Raw genomic sequence first — 21,576 nt, forward strand, 5'->3', positions numbered from 1 at the left:
GTTTGCTTAAGCGTTACCGGCCAATTTCATCCGCGCCGCCTGGGTGAAGTCGAGCATGCGCTTCAACGGCCGGATCGCCTGGGGAATCAGCGCCGGATCGACAAAGATCTCGTTGCTACCTTCCTGCAAGCACTTGAGCGTGCGCTCAAGGGTGTTCATGGCCATCCACGGGCAATGTGCACAACTGCGGCACGCCGCGCCGTTACCGGCAGTAGGTGCCTCGATGAAGACCTTGTCCGGGCACAGCTGCTGCATCTTGTAGAAGATGCCACGGTCGGTCGCCACGATGAAGGTCTTGTTCGGCAGGGTTTGCGCAGCAGCGATCAGTTGGCTGGTGGACCCGACGGCGTCCGCCAGTTCGATCACCGATGTCGGCGACTCCGGGTGCACCAGAATCGCGGCATCCGGATACAGCGCCTTCATGTCCTCCAATTGCTTGGACTTGAACTCTTCGTGAACGATGCAGGCACCGTCCCACAGCAGCATGTCGGCGCCGGTCTTGCGCTGAATGTAGGTGCCCAGATGTTTGTCAGGCCCCCAGATGATCGTCTCGCCGTTATCCATCAGGCTCTCGACGATTTCCAGCGCGCAGCTTGAAGTTACCACCCAGTCAGCCCGAGCCTTTACCGCGGCGGAAGTGTTGGCGTAAACCACCACCGTGCGTTCCGGGTGCTGATCGCAGAACGCCGAAAACTCGTCGACCGGGCAACCCAGGTCCAGCGAGCAGGTCGCCTCCAGCGTCGGCATCAGCACGCGTTTTTCCGGGTTGAGGATCTTTGCGGTCTCGCCCATGAATTTAACGCCGGCAACCACAACGGTCTTGGCCGGGTGGGCATTGCCGAAGCGGGCCATTTCGAGGGAGTCGGAGACACAGCCGCCGGTCTCTTCGGCCAGGGCCTGAATCACCGGATCGCAATAAAAGTGAGCCACCAGCACCGCGTCCTGAGCCTTGAGCTCGGCGGCAATGGCAGAACGGTAATAAGCCTCTTCTTCGGCCGTCAGCGGTTTTGGCTGCTTGGCATCGAGGTGGGCTTGCACCAGAAGGCGTTCGGAAATCTGCGTCATGTTCGCAAGACCTGCAGGCGCTTTCGCGCGAAAGTCGAGTATACACCCGGCTCCGGACCGCTTGAGGGTACCGCCGGGAGAGTGAGTGTCATCAGGCACGGACAGCGTTGAAGCTGCGCAAGGCTACAGAATATCCCGTTGATACAAAAGATGATTCTGATCTGTGTCAGGCCGGGTGGCGCTGAAACGAAGGGCGTCTGAAATGCAGGCAAAAAAAAACCCGGAAATCCTCACTTTCGTGGGCCTTCCGGATTTTCTAAACCGCCAAATATGGTGGGTCGTGTGGGATTCGAACCTACGACCAATTGGTTAAAAGCCAACTGCTCTACCAACTGAGCTAACGACCCGCTGTGTGGTGGCGCGTATAATACTGATTTTTAAGGACTATTCAACACCTTTTTGAAAAAAATCAAAAATAAGGGGTTGGATCGCTCACACCCGCCGCTGCAAAGCCTTCTGCACGCAAGCGGCAGCTGTCGCATTTGCCGCACGCGCGGCCGTCATCGTCGGCCTGATAGCAGGAAACGGTCAGGCCATAATCCACGCCGAGCTTCACGCCGGCCTGGACAATCTGCGCCTTGCTCAGGTTCTGCAAAGGCGCCTGAATGCGGAAGCCATTGCCTTCCACACCAGCCTTGGTCGCCAGATTGGCCATGCGCTCGAACGACTCGATGAACTCGGGGCGGCAATCCGGGTAGCCGGAATAATCGACCGCGTTCACGCCAATGAAGATGTCGCGAGCGCCGAGGACTTCTGCCCAGCCCAGCGCCAGAGACAGGAATACCGTGTTGCGCGCCGGCACGTAGGTCACCGGAATGCCCTCGCCCAGCTCTTCGGGAATGTCGATACTGGTGTCGGTCAGGGCTGAGCCACCCATGCCGTTGAGATTGAGGCCGATCACCTTGTGCTCGACCACACCCAGATCGCGCGCCACCCGAGCGGCAGCGTGCAGTTCGGCGTGGGAACGCTGGCCGTAATCGAAGCTCATGGTGTAGCAGGCGTAGCCTTCAGCGCGGGCCATCGCTACCACGGTGGCCGAGTCGAGGCCGCCGGACAGCAGGATGACCGCGCGTTTTTCGGTGGTGTTCAGTTGTTCAGTCATGTCAGCGCCCCGGCTCGTCATTCCAAAGATATTTGTGCAACTGCAATTGCAGGCGTACTGGCAGGTTGTCCGCCACCACCCAGTCCGCCAGATCCCGTGCGTTGAGATCATGGTGACTTGGCGAGAACAGGACTTCGCCGGCACGTTGGTCGAGACCGTACTGAATCAGCTTGGAGACGGCCCAGTCATAGTCTTCCCGCGAGCAAATGACAAACTTCACCTGATCGTTGCGGGTCAGCAGTTCGATATTTTCGTAACGGTTGCGATGGGCTTCTTTGGAGCCCGGCGTCTTCAGATCGACCACACGACTGACGCGCGGATCGACCGCCGAAACGTCGAGGGCGCCACTGGTTTCCAGCGAGACCTCGTAACCGGCATCACACAACTGCTTGAGCAATGGAATGGCGTTCGGCTGCGCCAGCGGCTCACCGCCGGTGACGCAAACGTAGCGCGGACGAAACCCGGCCACTTGTTCAAGGATGTCGTCGAGGTTGCGAACGGTGCCGCCGCTGAACGCATAGGCGCTGTCGCAGTATTGGCAACGCAAAGGGCAACCAGTCAGGCGCACGAAAACCGTGGGCAGCCCAGCAGTCCGCGTTTCCCCCTGCAACGAGTAGAAAACTTCGGTGATTCTCAATGTGTCTTGCATAGTCGCCACGGGCGTAACAGCTAAACAGGCTGTCCGCCTCCGTCAGGCACTTCAGGCAATCCCGCCAACGCGTAGACCGCCAGAAGCGTGTTTCAGAAAAAGGGCGTGAATTCTAACGAAAAAACCCGCGACAAGCGCGGGTTTCTTCGTGAAGGGTCAAACAGCCTTACATGCGCTGCAGATCGCGTTGGGCCAGCTGCGCGGCGGAAGTGCCCGGATACTGGGCGACCACCTGCTGCAAAATGCCTTTGACCTTGTCGGTATGACCGAGGCGGCGCTCGACATCAGCCAGCTTGTACAGCGAGTCCGGCACTTTGTTGTGCTTGGGATAGAGCTGCGAAACCTTGGCAAAAGCCTGACCGGCGCCTTGCAGATCGCCTTTGGCCAGGTTCACTTCGCCCAACCAGTATTGGGCGTTGCCCGCGTACTGGCTGTTCGGGTATTTGCGCAGGAACGCGGCGAAAGCCTGGCTGGCCTTGTCGAAATCCTTGGCCTTGATCAGGTCGAAAGCGGCATCGTAATACAGCTTTTCCTTGGCCGGATCAGCCGGTTCGCTACTCGCTGCCGGCGCCTGGGCAGCCGCCCCGGCTCCTGCAGCAGCACCGGCAGCAGCACTTGCATCGCCACCGGTAGAAGAATTCTCTGGAGTCGCGGCTGGTGCAACGCCGGATCCTATGCGCCGATCAAGATCCTGGTATCGCTCCAGGGATTCCTGCTTCATGCGCGCAACCTGATTCTGCAGTTCTTCAATCACGCCTTGCTGGCGCGAGATCTGATCCTGCATCTGTTGCAATTGGTTGAACAGCATGCCTTGTGCCGAGGCAGGGGCCGAAGCCGCTCCCCCGGCATAGGCGCCGTTCGTACCGTAACCCGCAGGCGGATAACTGCTCCCGCTATTGTTATAACCGGAGTTGTCATCGACCACAGGAACCGCAGCCCACGCCGCAAGCGGCGCGAGACTGAGAGCCAGAACAGTTACAGCACGACGGCACGTTCGCATATCGAATTACTTACGCAGTTCGACGCGACGGTTCTGGGCCCAGGACTGCTCGTCGTTGCCGGTAGCAACTGGACGCTCTTCGCCGTAGGAAACCAGTTCCAGCTGAGCTGGGGAAACGCCTTGCAGTACCAGGTAGCGCTGAACGGCTTTCGCACGACGCTCGCCCAGTGCCATGTTGTACTCACGAGTACCACGTTCGTCGGTGTTGCCTTCCAGAACAACGCGAGCGCCGTTTGCTTTCAGGTCTTTGGCGTGAACGTCCAGAGCGCGCATGGCTTCTGGCTTCAGGTCCGAGCTGTCGTATTCGAAGTAGAAGGTGGTGATTGCGCGCAGAGCAGCTTCTTCGCTCAGGGAACCGTCAACGGCACCAGTGTTTGCGCCGTAACCAGCGTTTGGATCAACAGCGCCTTCACCGGCGTTGTCGCCGCCTTTGGACGAGCAACCTACAGCTACAGCCATGGCCAGAGCCAGCGCAGCAAATTTACCAAACTTCAGCATTTCCATCGTGAAACTCCTAATGAACCCCAGTGTGTTAAGTAAAACGTGTAGCGCCGCGTCAGTTCAGGTAAGGGGACCAGGACGGTTCTCTGACTTCGCCTTGAGCGGTAGGAAGCGGGAGCCTCACGCGTCCATTAATGGACACGAGCATCAAGACTCCCCGGCCCTGCTGGCGGGTGGCGTAGATTACCATGGTGCCGTTGGGCGCAACAGTAGGTGACTCGTCCAGAGTGCTATCAGTGAGGATCTTTACACTGCCTCGCTGCAGATCCTGAGCTGCCACCTTGAAATTGGTGAAGCCATCCTGACGGTGGATCATCACCAAAGTCTTTTCATCGGCCGAGAGTTTAGGGTTGGCGTTGTAGTTGCCTACGAACGTCACACGCTCGGCACCACCGCCACTGGCGCTGGTTTTGTAGATCTGCGGCTTGCCGCCACGGTCGGAGGTGAAATAGATGGTCGAGCCATCCTTGCCCCAGTACGGTTCGGTGTTGATGCCAGGACCTGCGGTCACGCGGGTGATCTGACGCGAACCGAGGTTCATCACGTAGATGTCCGGGTTACCGTCCTTGGACAGCACGAACGCCAGGCGATTGCCGTCCGGCGACCAGGCTGGCGCACCGTTCAGGCCTTCGAAGTTGGTGATCTGCTCACGGCGACCGGTATCAATGTTCTGCATGAAGATACGTGGGCGCTTCTGCTCGAACGACACGTAGGCGATACGCTTGCCATCCGGTGCGAAACGCGGCGACAGGATCGGCTCGCGCGATTGCAGCAGGGTCACGGCGCGGGCACCGTCATAGTCCGAACGCTGCAGGGTATAGCGGGTGTTCTTCTCGGAGAACCGCTCGGCCGTCACGTACAGCAGGCGGGTCGAAAACGCGCCTTTGATACCGGTGAGCTTTTCAAACGACTGATCGGAGATGTAATGCGCCATGTCGCGCAGCTGTTCGGTGGTACCGGAAACGCTGCCATCGGCCACTTTCTGTTCGGTAGCCACGTTGAACAGTGCCCACTGCACCTGCAGGCGACCGCCCGCTGGAACAATGCTGCCGATCATCATGTATTGCGCACCGACAGCCTTCCAGTCACGAAAGATGATTTCGCTCGGCTGGCTTGGCTGGCTGATCATGTTCTGCTTTGGAATCGGCGAGTAGTAGCCCGAGTTGCGCAGGTCGTTGCCAATGATCTCAGCCATGTCGTCCGGCAGGACGGCACCGCCCTGGAAGCCGAACGGTACAACGGCGATCGGGGTGGCCCGATCGCTGCCGCTGGTGACCAGAATGTTCTTTTCATCCGCCATCGCGATCCCTGCCATGCAGCAGATCACGACCAGCATTCCTCGAAGAAGGTTTCTCACAAGGCTAAATCCTCAGGTGTGAATGTCATCTTGAACGAACGATACGGAGCGAAATCGCTCGGCTTCATTCCCTGCATTTCTGTCAAACGTCCAATATTCTTGACCGCCGCCACTGCCGAAGCATCGAACGGACCGTCGCCACTGGATTTGGCCACGCTGACCGAGGTCACCGTGCCGTCCGGCAACATGCCGATTTGCAGCACGACCGTCATGCCTTTGCGTGCCGAAGGAGGACGCGCCCACCCTTCTGCCGCTCGTGCCCGAATCAGGTCATCGAAACTGCCCGCGACTTCGTCGCCCTGCTCATCGGCCAGGGCCTGCTGGCGCTGCGGCGTATCGGAAAGCAAATCTGCCAGGGCCTGAGCCTTTTTGTCTTCGGCGGATTTACGTGCCGCTTCCTGCGCTTTCTTCTTCGCAGCATCGGCAGCCGCTTTCTTCTTCGCGTCCTCGGCGACTTTCTTCTTCGCCTCGTCAGCTTCAGCTTTCTTCTTGGCGTCTTCGGCGGCTTTCTTCTTCGCGTCTTCGACGATCTTCTTCTTGGCTTCTTCGGCAGCGGCTTTCTTGGCCTCTTCCTCGGCAGCCTTCTTCGCTTCGTCTTCGGCTTTCTTCTTGGCTATATCAGCCAATTGTTTCTCTTCAGCCTTTTTGGCCTCGGCTTTCTTCGCGTCGTCGGCTTTCTTGGCTTCATCAGCCTTTTTCGCTTCGTCCGCTTTTTTCGCCTCGTCGGCCTTCTTGGCTTCCTCGGCCTTTTGAGCCGCCTCCTCTTTCTTTTGTTCCGCCGCCTTCACCGCTTCCTGCTCGATCTTTTTCTGTTCCATCTGTTCGACTTCGGTCTGGCGCGCGGCGGATTTCTTCGCCTCACCCGCAATCTTCTGATTGGTCTGGGTGGTCGCCTGACTTTTTGATTTCAGCTGGTACAGAGTCGCCTGGACGATCGGCTTGGCCGGCGGCAGTTCCGGCGTGAAGGCAAAGCTGACGAACAGCATGCCGAACACCAGCACGTGCAGGACAATTGCCAGAACACTAGGCCAGAAGTAGCTTTCCGAGGCGGACGGCTCTCGCTGTTGCTGCATCAGGGGGCCTCGGTAATCAGACCAACGTTACCGACCCCGGCTTTCTGCAGCCCGCCCATGGCACCCATGACGGCGCCGTAGTCGACGGTCTTGTCGCCACGAATGAACACCTGGGTACGTTTGCCGCCCTCGGTGCCGGCGCGAATGATCTTGGTCACCGCGTCCGTCATTTGCGGCAGGGTCATGGCCCTGTCCTGTTGCTTCTCGGTGTCGACTTCGCTGCCAAGGTTCCAGTAATAGGTCTTGTCAGCCTTGATCGAAATGGTCAGGACCTGAGTGTTGTTGTCCTGCGGCAAGGCTTCGCTGGAAACCTTGGGCAGATCAACTTTCACGCCCTGATTGAGCATCGGCGCGGTCACCATGAAGATGACCAGCAGCACCAACATCACGTCGATGTAAGGCACCACGTTCATCTCGGCGACCGGCTTGCGCTTTTTGCGAGCTCGAGCGATTAAAGCCATGGGGAAATACCTGCTTATTCTTCGCTGGTGTGCACTTTGCGGTGCAGGATCGCCTGGAATTCATCGGCGAAGGTGTAGTAACGGCCCAGCAAGGTTTCGCTGCGGGCAGCAAAACGGTTGTAAGCGATGACCGCCGGGATCGCGGCGAACAGGCCGATCGCGGTGGCGATCAGGGCTTCGGCGATACCCGGGGCCACGGTGGCCAGGGTCGCTTGCTGGGCACTGGCCAGGCCGCGGAAGGAGTTCATGATGCCCCATACGGTACCGAACAGGCCGATGTACGGGCTGACCGAACCGACAGTGGCGAGGAATGGCAGGCTCTGCTCGAGCTTCTCTTCTTCACGGGAGATAGCCACGCGCATGGCACGGGCCACACCTTCCATCACCGCTTCAGGATCGACCCCTGGCTGCTGACGCAGGCGGGAGAATTCCTTGAAACCGGCACGAAAGATCTGCTCGACGCCCGAATCCGGATCCGGGTTGCTGCCCGCCTGACGGTACAGCTTGGACAGGTCGATACCCGACCAGAAGCGCTCCTCGAAGCTCTCCAGGGCGCGTCGACCGGCACGCAGCAAGTTGCTGCGCTGAAAGATCATGATCCATGAGGTCACCGATGCGGCCACCAGAGTCAACATTACCAACTGCACCACGATGCTGGCATTGCTGACCAGGCTCCACATGGAGGAATGGTCGACGACGTTAGCTTCCACGCTTTATCTCCTGCTTTGAGTGTGTACCCGGGCCGACCGCGTCGGCGAAGGCCGCACGCAGGTCTTCGGGAAGGGCCCGGGGTTTCAAACTGTCGGTGCGCACGCAGGCCACCAAAAACTGCCCTTCACAGAGCAGCACATTATCCGTGGCCCGCCTGACCTGCTGTTTGAAGCGCAGGCTGGCACGGTTCAATTCGGTTACATCAGCGCTTACCAGCAGTTCGTCGTCCAGTCGCGCCGGCGCGTGGTAGCGCGCTTCGCTGGAGTGCACGACGAACAACAGGTCCTCTCCGGCAAGCTGCGATTGGGCAAAGCCCAGTTCGCGGAGCCGCTCGGTTCGAGCCCGTTCCATAAACTTGAGGTAATTAACGTAATACACGATGCCGCCCGCATCGGTGTCTTCGTAATAAACGCGACAACGATGTGCGAACGGCCCAAGCCCGTTTTGCGCGCGCATACTCTAGTGCTTACTCCTCAGGTTGCCAATCCGGCCAGGCAACTGTTTTTCATTGATTCGAGGCTTTACCGTAAAAGTACCGTCGTCTGACAGTACAAACCCTGAATAAATCGACAGCAAATGTGTATCAGTCGTCCACGGCATCAAGAAACTCGTCTGCCACGGGCATTTCGCCCATTCGTGACGGAATGTTTAAACCGAAATGCAGATAGGCATGCCGCGTCACCACCCTGCCCCGCGGCGTGCGCATGATATAGCCCTGTTGAATCAGATACGGTTCCAGCACGTCTTCAATGGTATGGCGCTCTTCGCTGATCGCGGCGGCAAGACTGTCGATCCCGACCGGCCCGCCATCGAACTTCTCGATCATGGTCAGCAGCAGACGCCGGTCCTGATGATCGAAACCGTGTTCATCGACATCCAGCAGGTTCAACGCCAGGTCCGCCACCGCTTTGGTGATGTGGCCCTTGGCGCGGACTTCAGCGAAGTCGCGCACTCGACGCAGCAGGCGGTTGGCGATCCGTGGCGTACCCCGGGCGCGACGAGCGATCTCGAACGCCCCCTCCGGATCGAGCGGCAAACCAAGAATGGCCGCCGAACGACTGACAATCGTCGCCAGATCCGCCGTGCTGTAGAACTCAAGGCGCTGGACGATACCGAAACGGTCACGCAGCGGGTTGGTCAGCATGCCGGCGCGGGTGGTCGCGCCGACCAGGGTGAACGGTGGCAGATCCAGTTTGATCGAGCGTGCTGCCGGCCCTTCGCCGATCATGATGTCGAGCTGAAAGTCTTCCATCGCCGGGTACAGCACTTCTTCCACGATCGGCGACAGACGATGGATTTCGTCGATGAACAACACGTCGTGCGGCTCAAGGTTGGTCAGCAATGCCGCCAGATCACCCGGACGCTCAAGCACCGGCCCCGAGGTGCTCTTGATCGACACGCCCATTTCCTGCGCGATGATATTGGCCAGGGTCGTTTTGCCCAGCCCCGGCGGACCAAAGATCAGCGTGTGATCCAACGATTCGCTACGGCCGCGAGCGGCCTGGATGAACAGCTCCATCTGCTCGCGCACGGTCGGCTGGCCAATGTAATCGGCCAGGCTGACCGGACGAATCGCCCGGTCCTGGACTTCTTCGCGTTCGCGCGGGCTGTGCGCGGCGGCAATCAGACGATCAGCTTCAATCACTTAAATCATTCCCTTCAGGGCGCGGCGGATCATGTCTTCACTGCTCAGGTTTTTCTCTTTGATCGCGGAAATCGCCTTGCTCGCTTCCTGCGGCTTATAGCCCAGGGAAATCAGTGCGCTGACCGCATCGTTCTCGGCGGTATTGACCGGCGCCGGGCCGTCCGGCTGATTCGGCACCAGCGCAAACATCGCCGGCGAGGTTTCCCAGGCCTTGAAGCGATCCTTGAGCTCGACCAACAGACGCTCGGCGGTCTTCTTGCCGACGCCCGGCACCTTGGTCAATGCCGACGTATCCTGGGACTGCACGCAACGAATCAGCTCATCGACTTCCAGGCTCGACATCAGCGCCAGCGCCAGTTTCGGCCCGACCCCATTGAGACGGATCAACTCACGGAAAAAGTCTCGCTCACGCTTGCCGGCAAAGCCATAGAGCAACTGCGCGTCTTCGCGTACGACCAAGTGGGTGTGCAGGGTCAGCGGTTCACCGACCGACGGCAGACGATAAAGGGTGGTCATGGGCACTTCCAGCTCATAGCCAAGGCCGTTTACATCCAGAATCAGGTGCGGCGGCTGTTTCTCAGCCAGGGTGCCGCGCAAGCGTCCAATCACGTTTTGAATCCTTGAGCGCTGGCCAGCCGTGGGCTGGCGACGATTGAATAGGGCTTGCGCGCCGACAACACAGGCATCGTAAAGCCACTTTCAGGAAAATTGATGCTGATGCTATCAGAGACGCAGGCGCCCGCCACGACTGCGTGCGGTTCCCAAGCCGTGCGGCAACAGACTGGAGCGGGTGTGGGCGTGACAAATGGCAATAGCGAGGGCATCCGAGGCATCGATTTGCGGTTTGCTGGTCAGTTTGAGCATGTGCATGACCATCATTTGCACCTGCTCTTTATTGGCAGCACCGGTGCCGACCACAGCCTGCTTGACCTGCGTGGCGGTGTACTCGGCGATTTCCAGGCATTCTTCTGCGCCGGCAACAATCGCTGCGCCGCGCGCCTGACCCAGCTTAAGCGCCGAGTCGGCGTTCTTCGCCATAAAGACCTTTTCGATGCCCATGGTCACCGGGCCATAGGTCTTGATGATCTCGCGCACGCCGCGATAGACGATTTGCAGACGCTCATGCAGCTCGCCGGACCCGGTGCGAATACAGCCCGAGGCCACGTAGATGCAGCCGCCCCGCCCGGTATCGCGAACGATCCCGTAACCGGTGATGCGCGAACCGGGGTCGATACCAAGAATTAGAGTCATAACGCCTGCAGATTCATAAAAACGATTTACCTGACACCCATTACAAATGTGGGAGCGAGCCTGCTCGCGAAGGCGGTATGTCAGCAGATACAGGTGCTGAATGACACACCGCTTTCGCGAGCAGGCTCGCTCCCACAGGAAGACTAGTCGCTAATCAGCCGAGCTGGGCGGCCACGTCTTCGGGGATATCCGCGTTGGAATAAACGTTCTGCACGTCATCCAGGTCTTCAAGCATGTCGATCAGCTTGAGCACTTTCTCCGCACCTTCCAGATCCAGTTCGGCGCTGGTGGTCGGCTGCATGACGATTTCCGCGTCATCACCTTTGAATCCAGCGGCTTCCAGTGCGTTACGCACCGCATAGAAGCTGGTGAAGGAGGTGAACACGTCGATCGAACCGTCTTCGTGAACGACGACATCATCGGCATCAGCTTCCAGCGCCGCTTCGGTCAGCGCGTCTTCGTCGACGCCTGGCGCAAAGCTGATCTGACCCTTGCGCTCGAACAGATACGCCACCGAACCGTCAGTGCCCAGGTTTCCGCCACACTTGCTGAAAGCGTGGCGCACCGCGGCGGCGGTACGGTTGCGGTTGTCGGTCATGCACTCGACCATCACCGCCACGCCGCCCGGGCCGTAACCTTCGTAGGTCAGCTCTTCGACGTTGTCGGCCTCGGTGGCACCGGCACCGCGCGCCACGGCGCGGTCGATGATGTCACGGCTCATGTTGGCGCTCAGCGCCTTGTCCAGGGCCAGACGCAAACGCGGGTTGGAACCCGGATCGCCGCCGCCCTGCCGGGCCGCAACGGTCAGTTCACGGATCCACTTGGTGAAGATCTTGCCCCTCTTGGCATCCTGACGTTCTTTGCGGTGCTTGATGTTTGCCCACTTGGAATGACCTGCCATAACTCGCTCCGAATTCTCTTTGAAACCTTGCCCGCCCAGCTTGTGCAGGGCTAGCAATTAAAAAATCTCGACCTGAGAAAGAAAAAAGGCGCATCCGAAGATGCGCCTTCAGGCCCGTCTTACTCAGCCTTTGGCGTTTCGCGCAAACGAATGTGCAGCTCGCGCAATGCCTTGGCGTCCACCACGCCCGGTGCTTGCGTCATCACGTCGGCAGCACTCTGGGTTTTCGGGAAGGCGATCACTTCGCGGATCGACTGGGCACCGGTCATCAGCATCACCAGACGGTCCAGACCGAAGGCCAGACCACCGTGCGGCGGTGCACCGTATTTCAGAGCGTCGAGCAGGAAGCCGAATTTCTCTTCCTGTTCCGCTTCATTGATGCCAAGCAGACGGAATACCGCTTGCTGCATTTCCTTGCGGTGGATACGGATCGAACCGCCGCCCAGCTCAGTACCGTTCAACACCATGTCGTACGCGCGGGACAGCGCGCCGGCCGGGTTGGCTTCGAGTTCTTGCGGCGAGCACTTCGGCGCGGTGAACGGGTGGTGCAGTGCGGAGAAGCTGCCGTCGTCGTTCTCTTCGAACATCGGGAAGTCGACGACCCACATTGGCGCCCACTCGCAGGTCAGCAGCTTGAGGTCGTGGCCGAGCTTGATGCGCAGCGCGCCCAGGGCTTCGCTGACGATCTTGGCCTTGTCGGCACCGAAGAACACGATGTCGCCATCGACTGCGCCAACACGATCGAGGATCACGTTGAGCTTGTCTTCAGGGATGTTTTTCACGATCGGCGATTGCAGACCCTCAACACCGGCCGCGCGCTCGTTGACCTTGATGTACGCCAGGCCCTTGGCACCGTAGATGCCGACGAACTTGGTGTAATCGTCGATCTGCTTGCGCGGCATGCTCGCCCCGCCAGGAACGCGCAGTGCGGCGATACGGCATTTCGGGTCGTTGGCCGGACCGCTGAATACTTTGAAGTCGACTTCTTTCAACTGGTCGGCAACGTCAACCAGTTCCAGCGGGATACGCAGATCCGGCTTGTCCGAACCGTAGCGGCGCATGGCTTCTTCGAAGGTCATGTGCGGGAATTCACCGAACTCCAGACCCAGCACTTCCTTGAACAGGTTGCGGATCATTTGTTCGGTCAGGCCCATGATCTCTTTTTCATCGAGGAAGCTGGTCTCGATGTCGATCTGGGTGAATTCCGGCTGACGGTCAGCACGCAGGTCTTCGTCGCGGAAGCACTTGGCGATCTGGTAGTAACGGTCGAAACCGGCCACCATCAACAGTTGCTTGAACAATTGCGGCGATTGCGGCAGGGCGAAGAACGAACCGGCGTGGGTGCGGCTCGGCACCAGATAGTCACGCGCACCTTCAGGGGTGGCACGGGTCAGGATCGGCGTTTCGACGTCGAGGAAGCCGTTCTCGTCGAGGAAGCGACGAATGCTGGTGGTCATGCGCGAACGCAGGCGCAGCTTCTCGGCCATTTCCGGACGACGCAGGTCGAGGAAGCGATAACGCAGACGGGTTTCTTCGCCGACGTCGGAGTATTCGTTGAGCGGGAACGGCGGGGTTTCCGACTCGTTCAACACTTCCAGTTCATAACCCAGCACTTCGATCATGCCCGAGGCCATGTTGGCGTTGGTGGCGCCGGCCGGACGCAGGCGCACCTTGCCGGTGATTTTCACGACGTACTCACTGCGCACGCGATCGGCAGCGGCGAAGCTCTCGGCGCGATCCGGATCGAATACCACCTGGGCCAGACCATCACGATCACGGATATCGAGGAAAATCACCCCGCCGTGGTCGCGGCGACGGTGAACCCATCCGCAAAGGGTAATTTCCTGGCCGTCCAGGCTTTCGTTCAGTTGGCCGCAATAGTGGCTGCGCATCATGATAATGGTTCGCTTCTCGTCATTCGATATTCGGTGGAGATTCCGGCGCACTGAGGCGGTGCGGAAACTCACGCGTGTCGTTCGTCCAGGGATTGAACCCTAGTCAGCTTTGTCGCCACCGGCCAGGTTCTTCTTGGCTCCGGTCTTGAAATCGGTCTCGTACCAACCGTTGCCGCTGAGGCGAAAACCCGGCATGGACAGCTGCTTCTTCAGTTCGGGCGCCTGGCAGGCCGGGCAGTCGACCAGCGGTGCGTCACTGATCTTTTGGATGGCTTCCAACTGATGACCACAGGAAGCACATTGGTAATCGTACATCGGCATGGAGGTGTCTCGGCGATCAGGTTGCCGCCGCGCGCGGGGCTTTGCGGCGAAAGGGCGGGATTATATCGATTAAATGCCGCCTGTGCAGCCGTAAGACTGCACAGGCGGCGGCCTCGTTTGCAACCGTCGCTCAGGGCGAATCGGTCGGCGTCGCTTGCCGGACGCCATTCATGACACACACCACCCGCACCAGCGCGCTGAAATTCTTCACCCCGCCATGGCGCAGATGCACCTCACGGTCGACGTGGGACAGCAGCGAGCTGATCGAACAGCAATTGTCTGCGGCCATGCTACCGAGGATGTTCCAGTAAACCTGCTCCAGCCGCAGGCAGGTCGCATAACCGTTCAGCCGCACGGATCGGGACAATGGCTGAATCAATGCCATGTCGAATGCGTGGATGAACGGATCGACTTTCAATTCATGTGGCAAGCCGACAATCCTGTCGCCTCGCCTGTCTCCTTCTACCATATCGCTGACACTCCTTTGCCATCTCTGCTTGTTTGAAAAGTCACATCCTGTGGCTTTCATAAAAGCGCAGACACAAAGTTATATCCAGACGACTAATTGACCGTCACCGTAGGATAAGCCGACGACACAGGTAAGATTGCGGACAGCGCGCGAGCCATGAACCTGATGGCCCGCGCGCCCGGCTTACGCTTCCAGCAGTGCGCGCAGCATCCACGCGGTCTTCTCGTGCACCTGCATGCGCTGGGTCAGCAGGTCAGCGGTCGGCTCGTCGCTGACCTTGTCGAGCAGCGGGAAGATGCCCCGCGCGGTGCGAGTCACCGCTTCCTGACCTTCAACCAATTGCTTGATCATGTCCTCGGCGCTCGGTACGCCCTCCTCTTCCTTGATGGAAGAAAGACGGGCGTAGGTGGCATAGGCGCCCGGTGCCGGGAAGCCCAGCGCGCGGATACGCTCGGCGATCGAGTCCACCGCCAGCGCCAGTTCGTTGTATTGCTCCTCGAACATCAAGTGCAGGGTGCGGAACATCGGACCGGTGACGTTCCAGTGGAAGTTATGGGTTTTCAGGTACAGCACGTAAGTGTCCGACAGCAGGCGTGACAGCCCTTCGACGATGGACTTGCGATCTTCTTCACTGATACCGATATCGATTGCCATGTTTACCCCCTAAAGGCGATTGAATTCATCCAACAGGTGCAGACCCACTCTAGCAAGACTGCCGGCAGCCTGCCGACCCCAAACGGCAAACAGGCTGCGACAAATCGACCGACAGCGTGCCATTGGCCGGGCTGATTTGAGTAGCCGCAGGCTTTGCTGTTAAATAGGCAGTGTGTCGCCATGCCCCATTTTCCGGGGTGTTGCGCATAGGCTGATGCCGTGAACGTGTCCACCGCCTCTTATTTTGTTCCGAAGCGAACCGTGCGCCTTCAGCTCTTCCTTGTGAGCCGTCATAACGTGAGCCAATCAAAATGTTGAAAATCGTCCACCTGCTAATGGGCGCAGCAGCCTTGCTGCTGTCGTTCATACCCAGCCTGAAATCCGAAGCCGTTCCTTACCTGCAACAACCCGATGCACTTTACCTGGCCTTTTTCGGCCTGCTGAACCTGGTCATTGCCCCAGTGATTCCTTACTGGAACAAAGGCCCGCGCCAGCATCTGCAAAACCTGGTCAGCGCGCTGCTGGTACTGACCGTCGTCCTGCAAACCCTGACCCTGATCGCGCCGATGCCCGTCATCGCCGGCCAGCCTGCGGTGTTGTTCAGCCTGTTGATCGCCGTGGTTGCCGTGGTGCTGCACCTGGCCGTCAGCTTCTACAAGTCGTCGCCGGCGGCCGCGCCGACCCATTACGACATGAGCAACCGCGATACCGGCACCGTGAAGTGGTTCAACACCTCGAAGGGTTTCGGGTTTATCTCCCGGGATTCCGGTGATGATATTTTCGTGCACTTTCGCGCCATCCGTGGCGAAGGCCACCGCGTTCTGGTTGAAGGCCAGCGCGTCGAGTTCTCGGTGATGAACCGCGACAAAGGCCTGCAAGCCGAGGACGTCATCGCCGCCTTGCCGCGCCGCTGATCCAAAGCAAAAAAAAACCGCGAGCAGTCTGGCTGTTCGCGGTTTTTTTATGCCTGCCGAATGGATCAATAATGCGGCGGCGGCGCGTCTTCTTCAAAAGCACCGAACTGCCCGACCATTTCCTCCTGACGCTTGAGCAGCGCTTGTATCTGCAACTGCAGACGCTCAACCACTCGCTGCTGGGCCACCAGCACATCGTTCAATGCCTGAATGGTGTCGTCCTGAAAGGCCATGCGGCTTTCCAGATCGGTAACGCGTTGTTCCAGGCTCATGACTCAGCCCTCCACAAAAGTGAATTCTTCGGTCAGCACCAGACGCAGGCGTTCGCGAATGGCCGCTACCTGTTCTGCGCTGTACGGTTTGGCCGGATGCCTGCCCCAGACCGGCGCCGGCCAAGCGGCATCGTCCCGCTTGCGCACGATGACATGCATATGTAACTGACTGACAACGTTACCCAACGTCGCGACGTTCAGCTTGTCGGCGTCGAACGAATCCTTCAGCAGTTCGGCCAGCGCGGTGGTCTCCTGCCAAAGCTGCTGCTGGTCAGCGACATCCAACTGAAACAACTCACTGATATCGTCGCGACGAGGCACCAGGATGAACCACGGGTAGTTCGAGTCGTTGGACAACAACAGCCGGCAGAGCGGGAAATCGCCGATGACCAGCGTGTCCTGTTGAAGTCGTGAATCTAAAGCAAACACAGTGTGTACTCCCGGCTGATCCTTTAACTCAGCTTAGCGGTCGCTCCCAAGAAGCGGCGCACCAAGCGACTGAACGGCAGCATACCTGCGAACGCAGCGACCTTCACCTCAACCGCACCCTCAAATCGCCGATGCCCCGACATGAAACATTTATCTCAGCAGCGCACCAACACGAGCCTTACCTTAAGTCTGGACTTGAGAAACAGGACGGAAATCCTTGAGGCGCGCCACCCTGGATCCTTCTCCGCCAGATTAACTCAGAGTCAGCTGTGATTTTTTTGCACCAAAACCGCACATCACGTCTACGCTCACTGGGTCGGGCATCCGCCAAATACTCACTGCGGGGTGAACCGGTAACGTTTTTGGTTGTCATGCGCGCCTTTGGTGCGCTGCAACACCATTGTGGGAACGCCGTCAAGCCCACGACAAAAACAGGCCAGAGGCCCCGTTTTCACAAGGTTTTCACATATGCGGGCGCAACGCAGAAAAATAACCGCAGCGGTTTTGCGGTTTGTGCACGCTTGTTGCATTCATAACCGTATGGACTATAAGCGCACTGCTGGAAGCGGTCGCCCAGGTCCCATAAGAACAGTGGCAGGGTTGCCCGATGGAGATTCAAGTGTTTTGCCAGGGACTCTTTTTTACCGATGCAAAAAGGCCCAGAAACAGCGATAAAGTTGTCAGTCCGGCTGCATCGGTACTGTGAATTTGCGACATCCACCGCTTCCTTTGCGACAACCGCGTAAAGAAGCTGAAAGGTTGGTTTCGCAAGTATCGCCAACATTGTCGGCGTGATATAAGTTTGCGCCGACACAAAAAGAAAGAGCCGCCCAGATAATAAAACAGGTGGGACGGCAGTACTCTTCTAAAAACCAAAGGAGCAAATCACGATGCGCGTGATGAAGTGGAGCATGATCGCACTGGCAGTTGCAGCAGCCGCCAGTTCTCAGTTGGCTACGGCCGCCCCGTTTGTAAGTGATCAGTCTGAAGCCAAAGGCTTCGTTGAAGACGCCAAAGCCGATCTGTTGATCCGCAACTATTACTTCAACCGCAACAACAAAGATGGCGGTGACGACCAGAAAGACTGGACCCAGGGTATCTGGGGTAACTTCAGCTCTGGTTATACCCAAGGCACCGTAGGCGTGGGCATTGATGCCTTCGGCTACCTGGCAATCAAACTCGACGGTGGCGATGGCACCGGTGGCACCGGCAACATGAGCCGCGACGCCGATGGCCACGTCAACGACAGCCAGGGCAAAGCCGGCGCTGCCGTCAAGTTCCGCGTATCGAAAACCGAGCTGAAAGTCGGTGACATGCAGCCGAGCACCGCTCCTGTGTTCGCTGTTGGTGGCTCCCGAATCCTGCCGCAAACTGCCAGCGGCTTCCAGCTGCAGAGCAGCGAGATCAAGGATCTTGATCTGGAAGCCGGTCACTTCTACTCCGGTACCAGCCAGGACCGTAACTCCCGCGAAGGTGGCCTGTACGCCAACTACGCTGGCGTTGAAGCCAACACCATCGACTATTTCGGTGGTAAATACGGCATCACCGAAAACCTGAGCGCTTCGCTCTACGGCGCGAAACTGGAGGACGTCTGGAACCAGTACTACGCCAACGTCAACCTGACGACTCCGTTCAGTGGTGACACGTCGTTGAACACTGACTTCAACATCTACCGCACCAGCGATACCGGTGATGCGAAAGCCGGCGACATCAGCAACACCACGTTCTCCCTGGCCACCGCCCTTTCGTTCCTGAAAGCGCACACCATCACCGTAGCCTTCCAGAAGGTCAACGGTGACACGCCGTTCGACTACATCGGCGTCGGCAAAAACAACCGTGGTGGCGACTCGATCTTCCTCGCCAACTCCATCCAGTACTCTGACTTCAACGGCCCGAACGAGAAATCCGCTCAGATCCGTTATGACATCAAGATGGCCGAGTACGGCGTTCCAGGTCTGAGCTTCATGACCCGCTACGTTAAAGGTTGGGATATCGATGGCACCGGCCTCGCCGACAACAGCCAGTATCGCACCCGGACTGGCGCACCACTGTATGGCGAAGACGGCAAGCACAACGAAACCAACCTGGAAGCCAAGTACGTTGTTCAGTCTGGCCCGGCAAAAGACTTGTCCTTCCGCATTCGTCAAGCATGGCACCAGGCTAACGCTGACCAGGGCGAAGGCGACATCAAAGAGTTCCGTCTGATCGTCGACTACCCGCTGTCGCTGTTGTAATCGCATCCAGTTAGTTTGCGATAACAAATAAAAAGGCCCATCTCAGGATGGGCCTTTTTTATTGTTGCTACGTTCACCTGCATTGACTGCCAGGTCAGGCAGTTAATTAGCAACCTATCATTTAGTTGCCGGTTCCTGCATGACACGAATAACGCGCTGCGGAAAAGGAATATCAATTCCTGCAGCCTTCAAACGATCGCGCGATAGTTCATTGAACATGAACATCACATCCCAGTAATCGGCAGTTTTAACCCACACACGCAGGGAAACTGTGATCGAACTGTCGCCCAGTGTCGAAATCACCGCTTGTGGCTCAGGGTCCTGCAGCACGCGCTCGTCTTTGGCCAGGTCCAGCAGCACCTGCCGGGCCTTCTGCAGATCCGCCTCGTAATCGACACCGACATCGAACACAACCTTGCGGGTAGGCTGACGGTTGGTATTGGTGATAATACCGTTCGACAGGTTGCCGTTGGGCAGGATGATGGTCTTGTTGTCGCCGGTACGCAGCACCGTATGGAAAATCTGAATGCTGTCGACGGTGCCCGCCACGCCCTGGGCTTCAATCCAGTCGCCGATACGGAACGGACGGAACAACAAAATCAGCACGCCGCCGGCGAAATTCGCCAGGCTGCCTTGCAGCGCCAGACCAATGGCGAGACCGGCAGCACCGATGGCGGCAACGAACGAGGTGGTTTCCACGCCGATCATCGAGGCGACGCTGACAATCAGCAGCACCTTGAGAATGATGTTCGCCAGGCTGCTGATAAAGCCTTGCAGCGCCAGGTCGGCATTGCGCAGGGCCAGCAGGCCGCCGAGCTTTTGCGTGACCTTGTTGATCAGCCACCAGCCGATCGCCAGGGTAATCACCGCCAGCAGCACGCGGCTGCCGTATTCCATGATCATCGGGATCCACGCCTGGGATGCCTTGACCAGGTTGTCCACTTCAGCATTCAAGTCCATGTTCCATCTCCTGATTTTCCCCTTCCCGGGGGATACACAAAATAATATGGGAGCAAGCCTGCTCGCGAAAACGCTGTGTCATTCAACAAGAATTGACTGACACATTGCATTCGCGAGCAAGCTCGCTCCCACACAGTCACAAACCAAGCTTAGTCGCGGAAATTGTTGAACTGCAGCGGCATGCCGAATTCCTTGGCACGCAGGGCCGCGATGGCTTCCTGCAAATCGTCACGCTTCTTGCCGGTCACCCGGACCTGCTCGCCCTGAATGGCGGCCTGGACCTTGAGCTTGGCATCTTTGATGTGGCCGACAATCTTCTTCGCCAGCTCTTTGTCGATGCCTTCCTTGAGGATGGCGTCCTGCTTCATCAGTTTGCCGGAAGCGTAAGCGTCCTTGACCTCAAGGCACTGCACGTCGATCTTGCGCTTGACCAGCGCCAGCTTGAGGATTTCGATCATCGCTTCGAGCTGGAAGCCGGCTTCGGCGGTCAGGCTGACGGTCAGGTCCTTTTCCTTGAACTCGAAGCTGCCCTTGCCTTTCAGGTCATAACGACGATCGAGTTCCTTCACGGCGTTCTCGACCGCGTTGGTGAGTTCGTGTTTGTCCAGTTCGGATACCACGTCGAACGACGGCATGTAATCTCTCCAATAAAAAGGCGCGCTCGATGGGGGCGGAGCGCGCTTGGCTTGCGGTTAAAATCGGGCTCATTATAACGGGACTTTTCCTACCCATACGGCGAGCCGCACATGCCTGTACGCAATCGAGCAAAAAACTGATGTCGACTCCCTGGCATGTTCTCGGCGCCGGCAGCCTCGGCACACTTTGGGCGACACGACTGGCCCGTACGGGATTGCCGGTGAGGCTGATCCTGCGTGACCCGATGCGCCTGCGCAGCTATGAAGCCGCAGGCGGACTGACCCTGTTAGAAAACGGACAAGCCAGCACCTATGCAGTTCCCGGCGAAACCGTGGACAACCCCGCACCGATTCGCCGCCTGCTGGTCGCATGCAAGGCCTACGACGCTGAAGAGGCCGTTGCCCGGCTTGCGCCGCGCCTGGCACCCGATGCCGAACTGATCCTCTTGCAGAATGGCCTCGGCAGCCAGGACGCCGTGGCTGCACGAGTCCCCTTGGCGCGCTGCATCAGCGCCTCGAGTACCGAAGGCGCGTTTCGCGATGGCGACTGGCGCGTGGTGTTCGCCGGCCATGGCTTCACCTGGCTGGGCGATGCCGGGCATCCCGTCGCGCCGGTCTGGCTGGACGATCTCGACGCAGCGAAGATTCCCCACGAATGGAGCACCGACATCCTCACGCGGTTGTGGCGCAAACTGGCGCTCAATTGTGCAATCAATCCACTGACCGTACTGCACGACTGCCGCAACGGCGGGCTGCAACAGCACCAGTGCGAAGTCGCCACGCTGTGCGGTGAGCTTGCCGAGTTGCTCGAGCGCTGCGGCCAGCCGGCAGCAGCCGACAATCTGCAACAGGAAGTTGAACGGGTGATCCATGCCACGGCGGCCAATTACTCCTCGATGTACCAGGACGTTGCCAACCGCCGTCGCACCGAAATCAGCTATCTGTTGGGGCACGCCTGCACAGTCGCCGCGCGTCATCAGATGAACCTGCCGCACCTCAGCCAATTGCAGCAGCGCCTGATCAGTCATCTGCGCAGCCGTGGATTGCCCAGCGACTGAGCAGCGGCTACGCTGGCGA

Annotated in this window: 25 protein-coding genes and 1 tRNA gene; 3 read left to right on the forward strand and 23 right to left on the reverse strand. The window is 58.7% G+C overall.

What is annotated here, in order from left to right; all coding sequences use genetic code 11:
- Nucleotides 1-6 precede the first annotated feature (6 nt).
- The 19 genes from nadA to HU743_RS09015 all read right to left on the reverse strand — a co-directional run bounded on the left by nadA (nt 7) and on the right by HU743_RS09015 (nt 15,055).
- Nucleotides 7-1,065, reverse strand: coding sequence for a quinolinate synthase NadA (gene nadA / locus HU743_RS08925; protein ID WP_186550570.1), 1,059 nt, complete (start codon nt 1,063-1,065; stop codon nt 7-9).
- A 271-nt stretch (nt 1,066-1,336) separates the two neighbouring features.
- Nucleotides 1,337-1,412 (reverse strand) — tRNA-Lys (locus HU743_RS08930).
- A gap of 62 nt (nt 1,413-1,474) precedes the next feature.
- The gene (queC, locus tag HU743_RS08935) at nt 1,475-2,167 is read right to left on the reverse strand and encodes a 7-cyano-7-deazaguanine synthase QueC (protein WP_125925576.1); all 693 of its coding nucleotides are present in this window, start codon (nt 2,165-2,167) and stop codon (nt 1,475-1,477) included.
- Nucleotide 2,168: 1 nt separating this feature from the next.
- Nucleotides 2,169-2,816: a 7-carboxy-7-deazaguanine synthase QueE gene (gene queE / locus HU743_RS08940; RefSeq protein WP_186648169.1), complete on the reverse strand. Its 648-nt coding sequence runs from the start codon at nt 2,814-2,816 to the stop codon at nt 2,169-2,171.
- Between the two features lie 166 nt (nt 2,817-2,982).
- Nucleotides 2,983-3,816 carry a tol-pal system protein YbgF gene (gene ybgF, locus HU743_RS08945; RefSeq protein ID WP_186550564.1) on the reverse strand — a complete coding sequence of 278 codons (834 nt, stop codon included), beginning with the start codon at nt 3,814-3,816 and terminating at the stop codon, nt 2,983-2,985.
- Nucleotides 3,817-3,822: 6 nt separating this feature from the next.
- Nucleotides 3,823-4,320 (reverse strand): peptidoglycan-associated lipoprotein Pal, encoded by a 498-nt coding sequence (gene pal, locus HU743_RS08950; protein ID WP_003178634.1) that lies wholly within the window; start codon nt 4,318-4,320, stop codon nt 3,823-3,825.
- A 52-nt stretch (nt 4,321-4,372) separates the two neighbouring features.
- Nucleotides 4,373-5,653, reverse strand: coding sequence for a Tol-Pal system beta propeller repeat protein TolB (gene tolB, locus HU743_RS08955; RefSeq protein WP_186648213.1), 1,281 nt, complete (start codon nt 5,651-5,653; stop codon nt 4,373-4,375).
- Between the two features lie 17 nt (nt 5,654-5,670).
- Complete coding sequence (tolA, locus tag HU743_RS08960; protein WP_186621568.1) at nt 5,671-6,747, reverse strand: cell envelope integrity protein TolA; 1,077 nt, start codon at nt 6,745-6,747, stop codon at nt 5,671-5,673.
- Complete coding sequence (gene tolR / locus HU743_RS08965) at nt 6,747-7,199, reverse strand: protein TolR (protein ID WP_160767866.1); 453 nt, start codon at nt 7,197-7,199, stop codon at nt 6,747-6,749. Before tolR ends, tolA begins: the two co-directional genes overlap by 1 nt.
- Nucleotides 7,200-7,222: 23 nt before the next feature.
- On the reverse strand, nt 7,223-7,918 hold the full coding sequence (gene tolQ, locus HU743_RS08970; protein ID WP_008080223.1) for a protein TolQ: 696 nt from the start codon (nt 7,916-7,918) through the stop codon (nt 7,223-7,225).
- Nucleotides 7,908-8,375, reverse strand: a complete 468-nt coding sequence (gene ybgC, locus HU743_RS08975; protein WP_186550560.1) for a tol-pal system-associated acyl-CoA thioesterase — start codon at nt 8,373-8,375, stop codon at nt 7,908-7,910. Before ybgC ends, tolQ begins: the two co-directional genes overlap by 11 nt.
- 127 nt (nt 8,376-8,502) lie before the next feature.
- Nucleotides 8,503-9,564, reverse strand: a complete 1,062-nt coding sequence (gene ruvB, locus HU743_RS08980) for a Holliday junction branch migration DNA helicase RuvB (protein WP_186648170.1) — start codon at nt 9,562-9,564, stop codon at nt 8,503-8,505.
- On the reverse strand, nt 9,565-10,173 hold the full coding sequence (gene ruvA / locus HU743_RS08985) for a Holliday junction branch migration protein RuvA (RefSeq protein ID WP_186550556.1): 609 nt from the start codon (nt 10,171-10,173) through the stop codon (nt 9,565-9,567). It abuts the gene before it with no gap.
- A 114-nt stretch (nt 10,174-10,287) separates the two neighbouring features.
- Nucleotides 10,288-10,815: a crossover junction endodeoxyribonuclease RuvC gene (ruvC, locus tag HU743_RS08990; protein ID WP_016773501.1), complete on the reverse strand. Its 528-nt coding sequence runs from the start codon at nt 10,813-10,815 to the stop codon at nt 10,288-10,290.
- A gap of 154 nt (nt 10,816-10,969) precedes the next feature.
- Nucleotides 10,970-11,716 (reverse strand): YebC/PmpR family DNA-binding transcriptional regulator, encoded by a 747-nt coding sequence (locus HU743_RS08995; protein ID WP_186648171.1) that lies wholly within the window; start codon nt 11,714-11,716, stop codon nt 10,970-10,972.
- 119 nt (nt 11,717-11,835) lie between these two features.
- A complete protein-coding gene (aspS, locus tag HU743_RS09000; protein ID WP_186550554.1) occupies nt 11,836-13,611 on the reverse strand; it encodes an aspartate--tRNA ligase in 1,776 nt (591 codons plus the stop codon).
- 99 nt (nt 13,612-13,710) lie between these two features.
- The gene (locus tag HU743_RS09005) at nt 13,711-13,932 is read right to left on the reverse strand and encodes a zinc ribbon domain-containing protein (RefSeq protein ID WP_016773499.1); all 222 of its coding nucleotides are present in this window, start codon (nt 13,930-13,932) and stop codon (nt 13,711-13,713) included.
- Between the two features lie 130 nt (nt 13,933-14,062).
- Nucleotides 14,063-14,401, reverse strand: a complete 339-nt coding sequence (locus tag HU743_RS09010; protein WP_186648172.1) for a ribbon-helix-helix domain-containing protein — start codon at nt 14,399-14,401, stop codon at nt 14,063-14,065.
- 183 nt (nt 14,402-14,584) lie between these two features.
- Nucleotides 14,585-15,055 carry a Dps family protein gene (locus HU743_RS09015; protein ID WP_007951212.1) on the reverse strand — a complete coding sequence of 157 codons (471 nt, stop codon included), beginning with the start codon at nt 15,053-15,055 and terminating at the stop codon, nt 14,585-14,587.
- Nucleotides 15,056-15,366: 311 nt separating this feature from the next.
- Between HU743_RS09015 and HU743_RS27345 the strand changes: the two genes are divergently transcribed.
- Nucleotides 15,367-15,969, forward strand: a complete 603-nt coding sequence (locus tag HU743_RS27345; protein WP_186550550.1) for a cold-shock protein — start codon at nt 15,367-15,369, stop codon at nt 15,967-15,969.
- 65 nt (nt 15,970-16,034) lie between these two features.
- Here HU743_RS27345 and HU743_RS09025 read toward each other — a convergent pair whose 3' ends face one another.
- Both HU743_RS09025 and HU743_RS09030 read right to left on the reverse strand, forming a co-directional pair.
- Nucleotides 16,035-16,241 carry a SlyX family protein gene (locus HU743_RS09025; protein WP_186648173.1) on the reverse strand — a complete coding sequence of 69 codons (207 nt, stop codon included), beginning with the start codon at nt 16,239-16,241 and terminating at the stop codon, nt 16,035-16,037.
- A 3-nt stretch (nt 16,242-16,244) separates the two neighbouring features.
- Complete coding sequence (locus tag HU743_RS09030; protein ID WP_186621560.1) at nt 16,245-16,670, reverse strand: HIT domain-containing protein; 426 nt, start codon at nt 16,668-16,670, stop codon at nt 16,245-16,247.
- A gap of 890 nt (nt 16,671-17,560) precedes the next feature.
- Between HU743_RS09030 and HU743_RS09035 the strand changes: the two genes are divergently transcribed.
- Nucleotides 17,561-18,904, forward strand: a complete 1,344-nt coding sequence (locus HU743_RS09035; protein ID WP_186621558.1) for an OprD family porin — start codon at nt 17,561-17,563, stop codon at nt 18,902-18,904.
- Nucleotides 18,905-19,021: 117 nt separating this feature from the next.
- Here the strand turns inward: HU743_RS09035 and HU743_RS09040 are convergent, their stop codons facing one another.
- Together HU743_RS09040 and HU743_RS09045 are read right to left on the reverse strand one after the other, a co-directional pair.
- On the reverse strand, nt 19,022-19,864 hold the full coding sequence (locus HU743_RS09040; RefSeq protein ID WP_186550542.1) for a mechanosensitive ion channel domain-containing protein: 843 nt from the start codon (nt 19,862-19,864) through the stop codon (nt 19,022-19,024).
- A gap of 149 nt (nt 19,865-20,013) precedes the next feature.
- Nucleotides 20,014-20,499: a YajQ family cyclic di-GMP-binding protein gene (locus tag HU743_RS09045; RefSeq protein WP_008080210.1), complete on the reverse strand. Its 486-nt coding sequence runs from the start codon at nt 20,497-20,499 to the stop codon at nt 20,014-20,016.
- A gap of 140 nt (nt 20,500-20,639) precedes the next feature.
- Here HU743_RS09045 and HU743_RS09050 point away from each other — a divergent pair, with 140 nt between their 5' ends.
- Nucleotides 20,640-21,557: a putative 2-dehydropantoate 2-reductase gene (locus HU743_RS09050; protein ID WP_186648174.1), complete on the forward strand. Its 918-nt coding sequence runs from the start codon at nt 20,640-20,642 to the stop codon at nt 21,555-21,557.
- Nucleotides 21,558-21,576 lie beyond the last annotated feature (19 nt).

It is taken from the genome of Pseudomonas sp. SWRI99 (genome assembly GCF_014270125.1).
Taxonomy (GTDB): domain Bacteria; phylum Pseudomonadota; class Gammaproteobacteria; order Pseudomonadales; family Pseudomonadaceae; genus Aquipseudomonas; species Aquipseudomonas hamedanensis.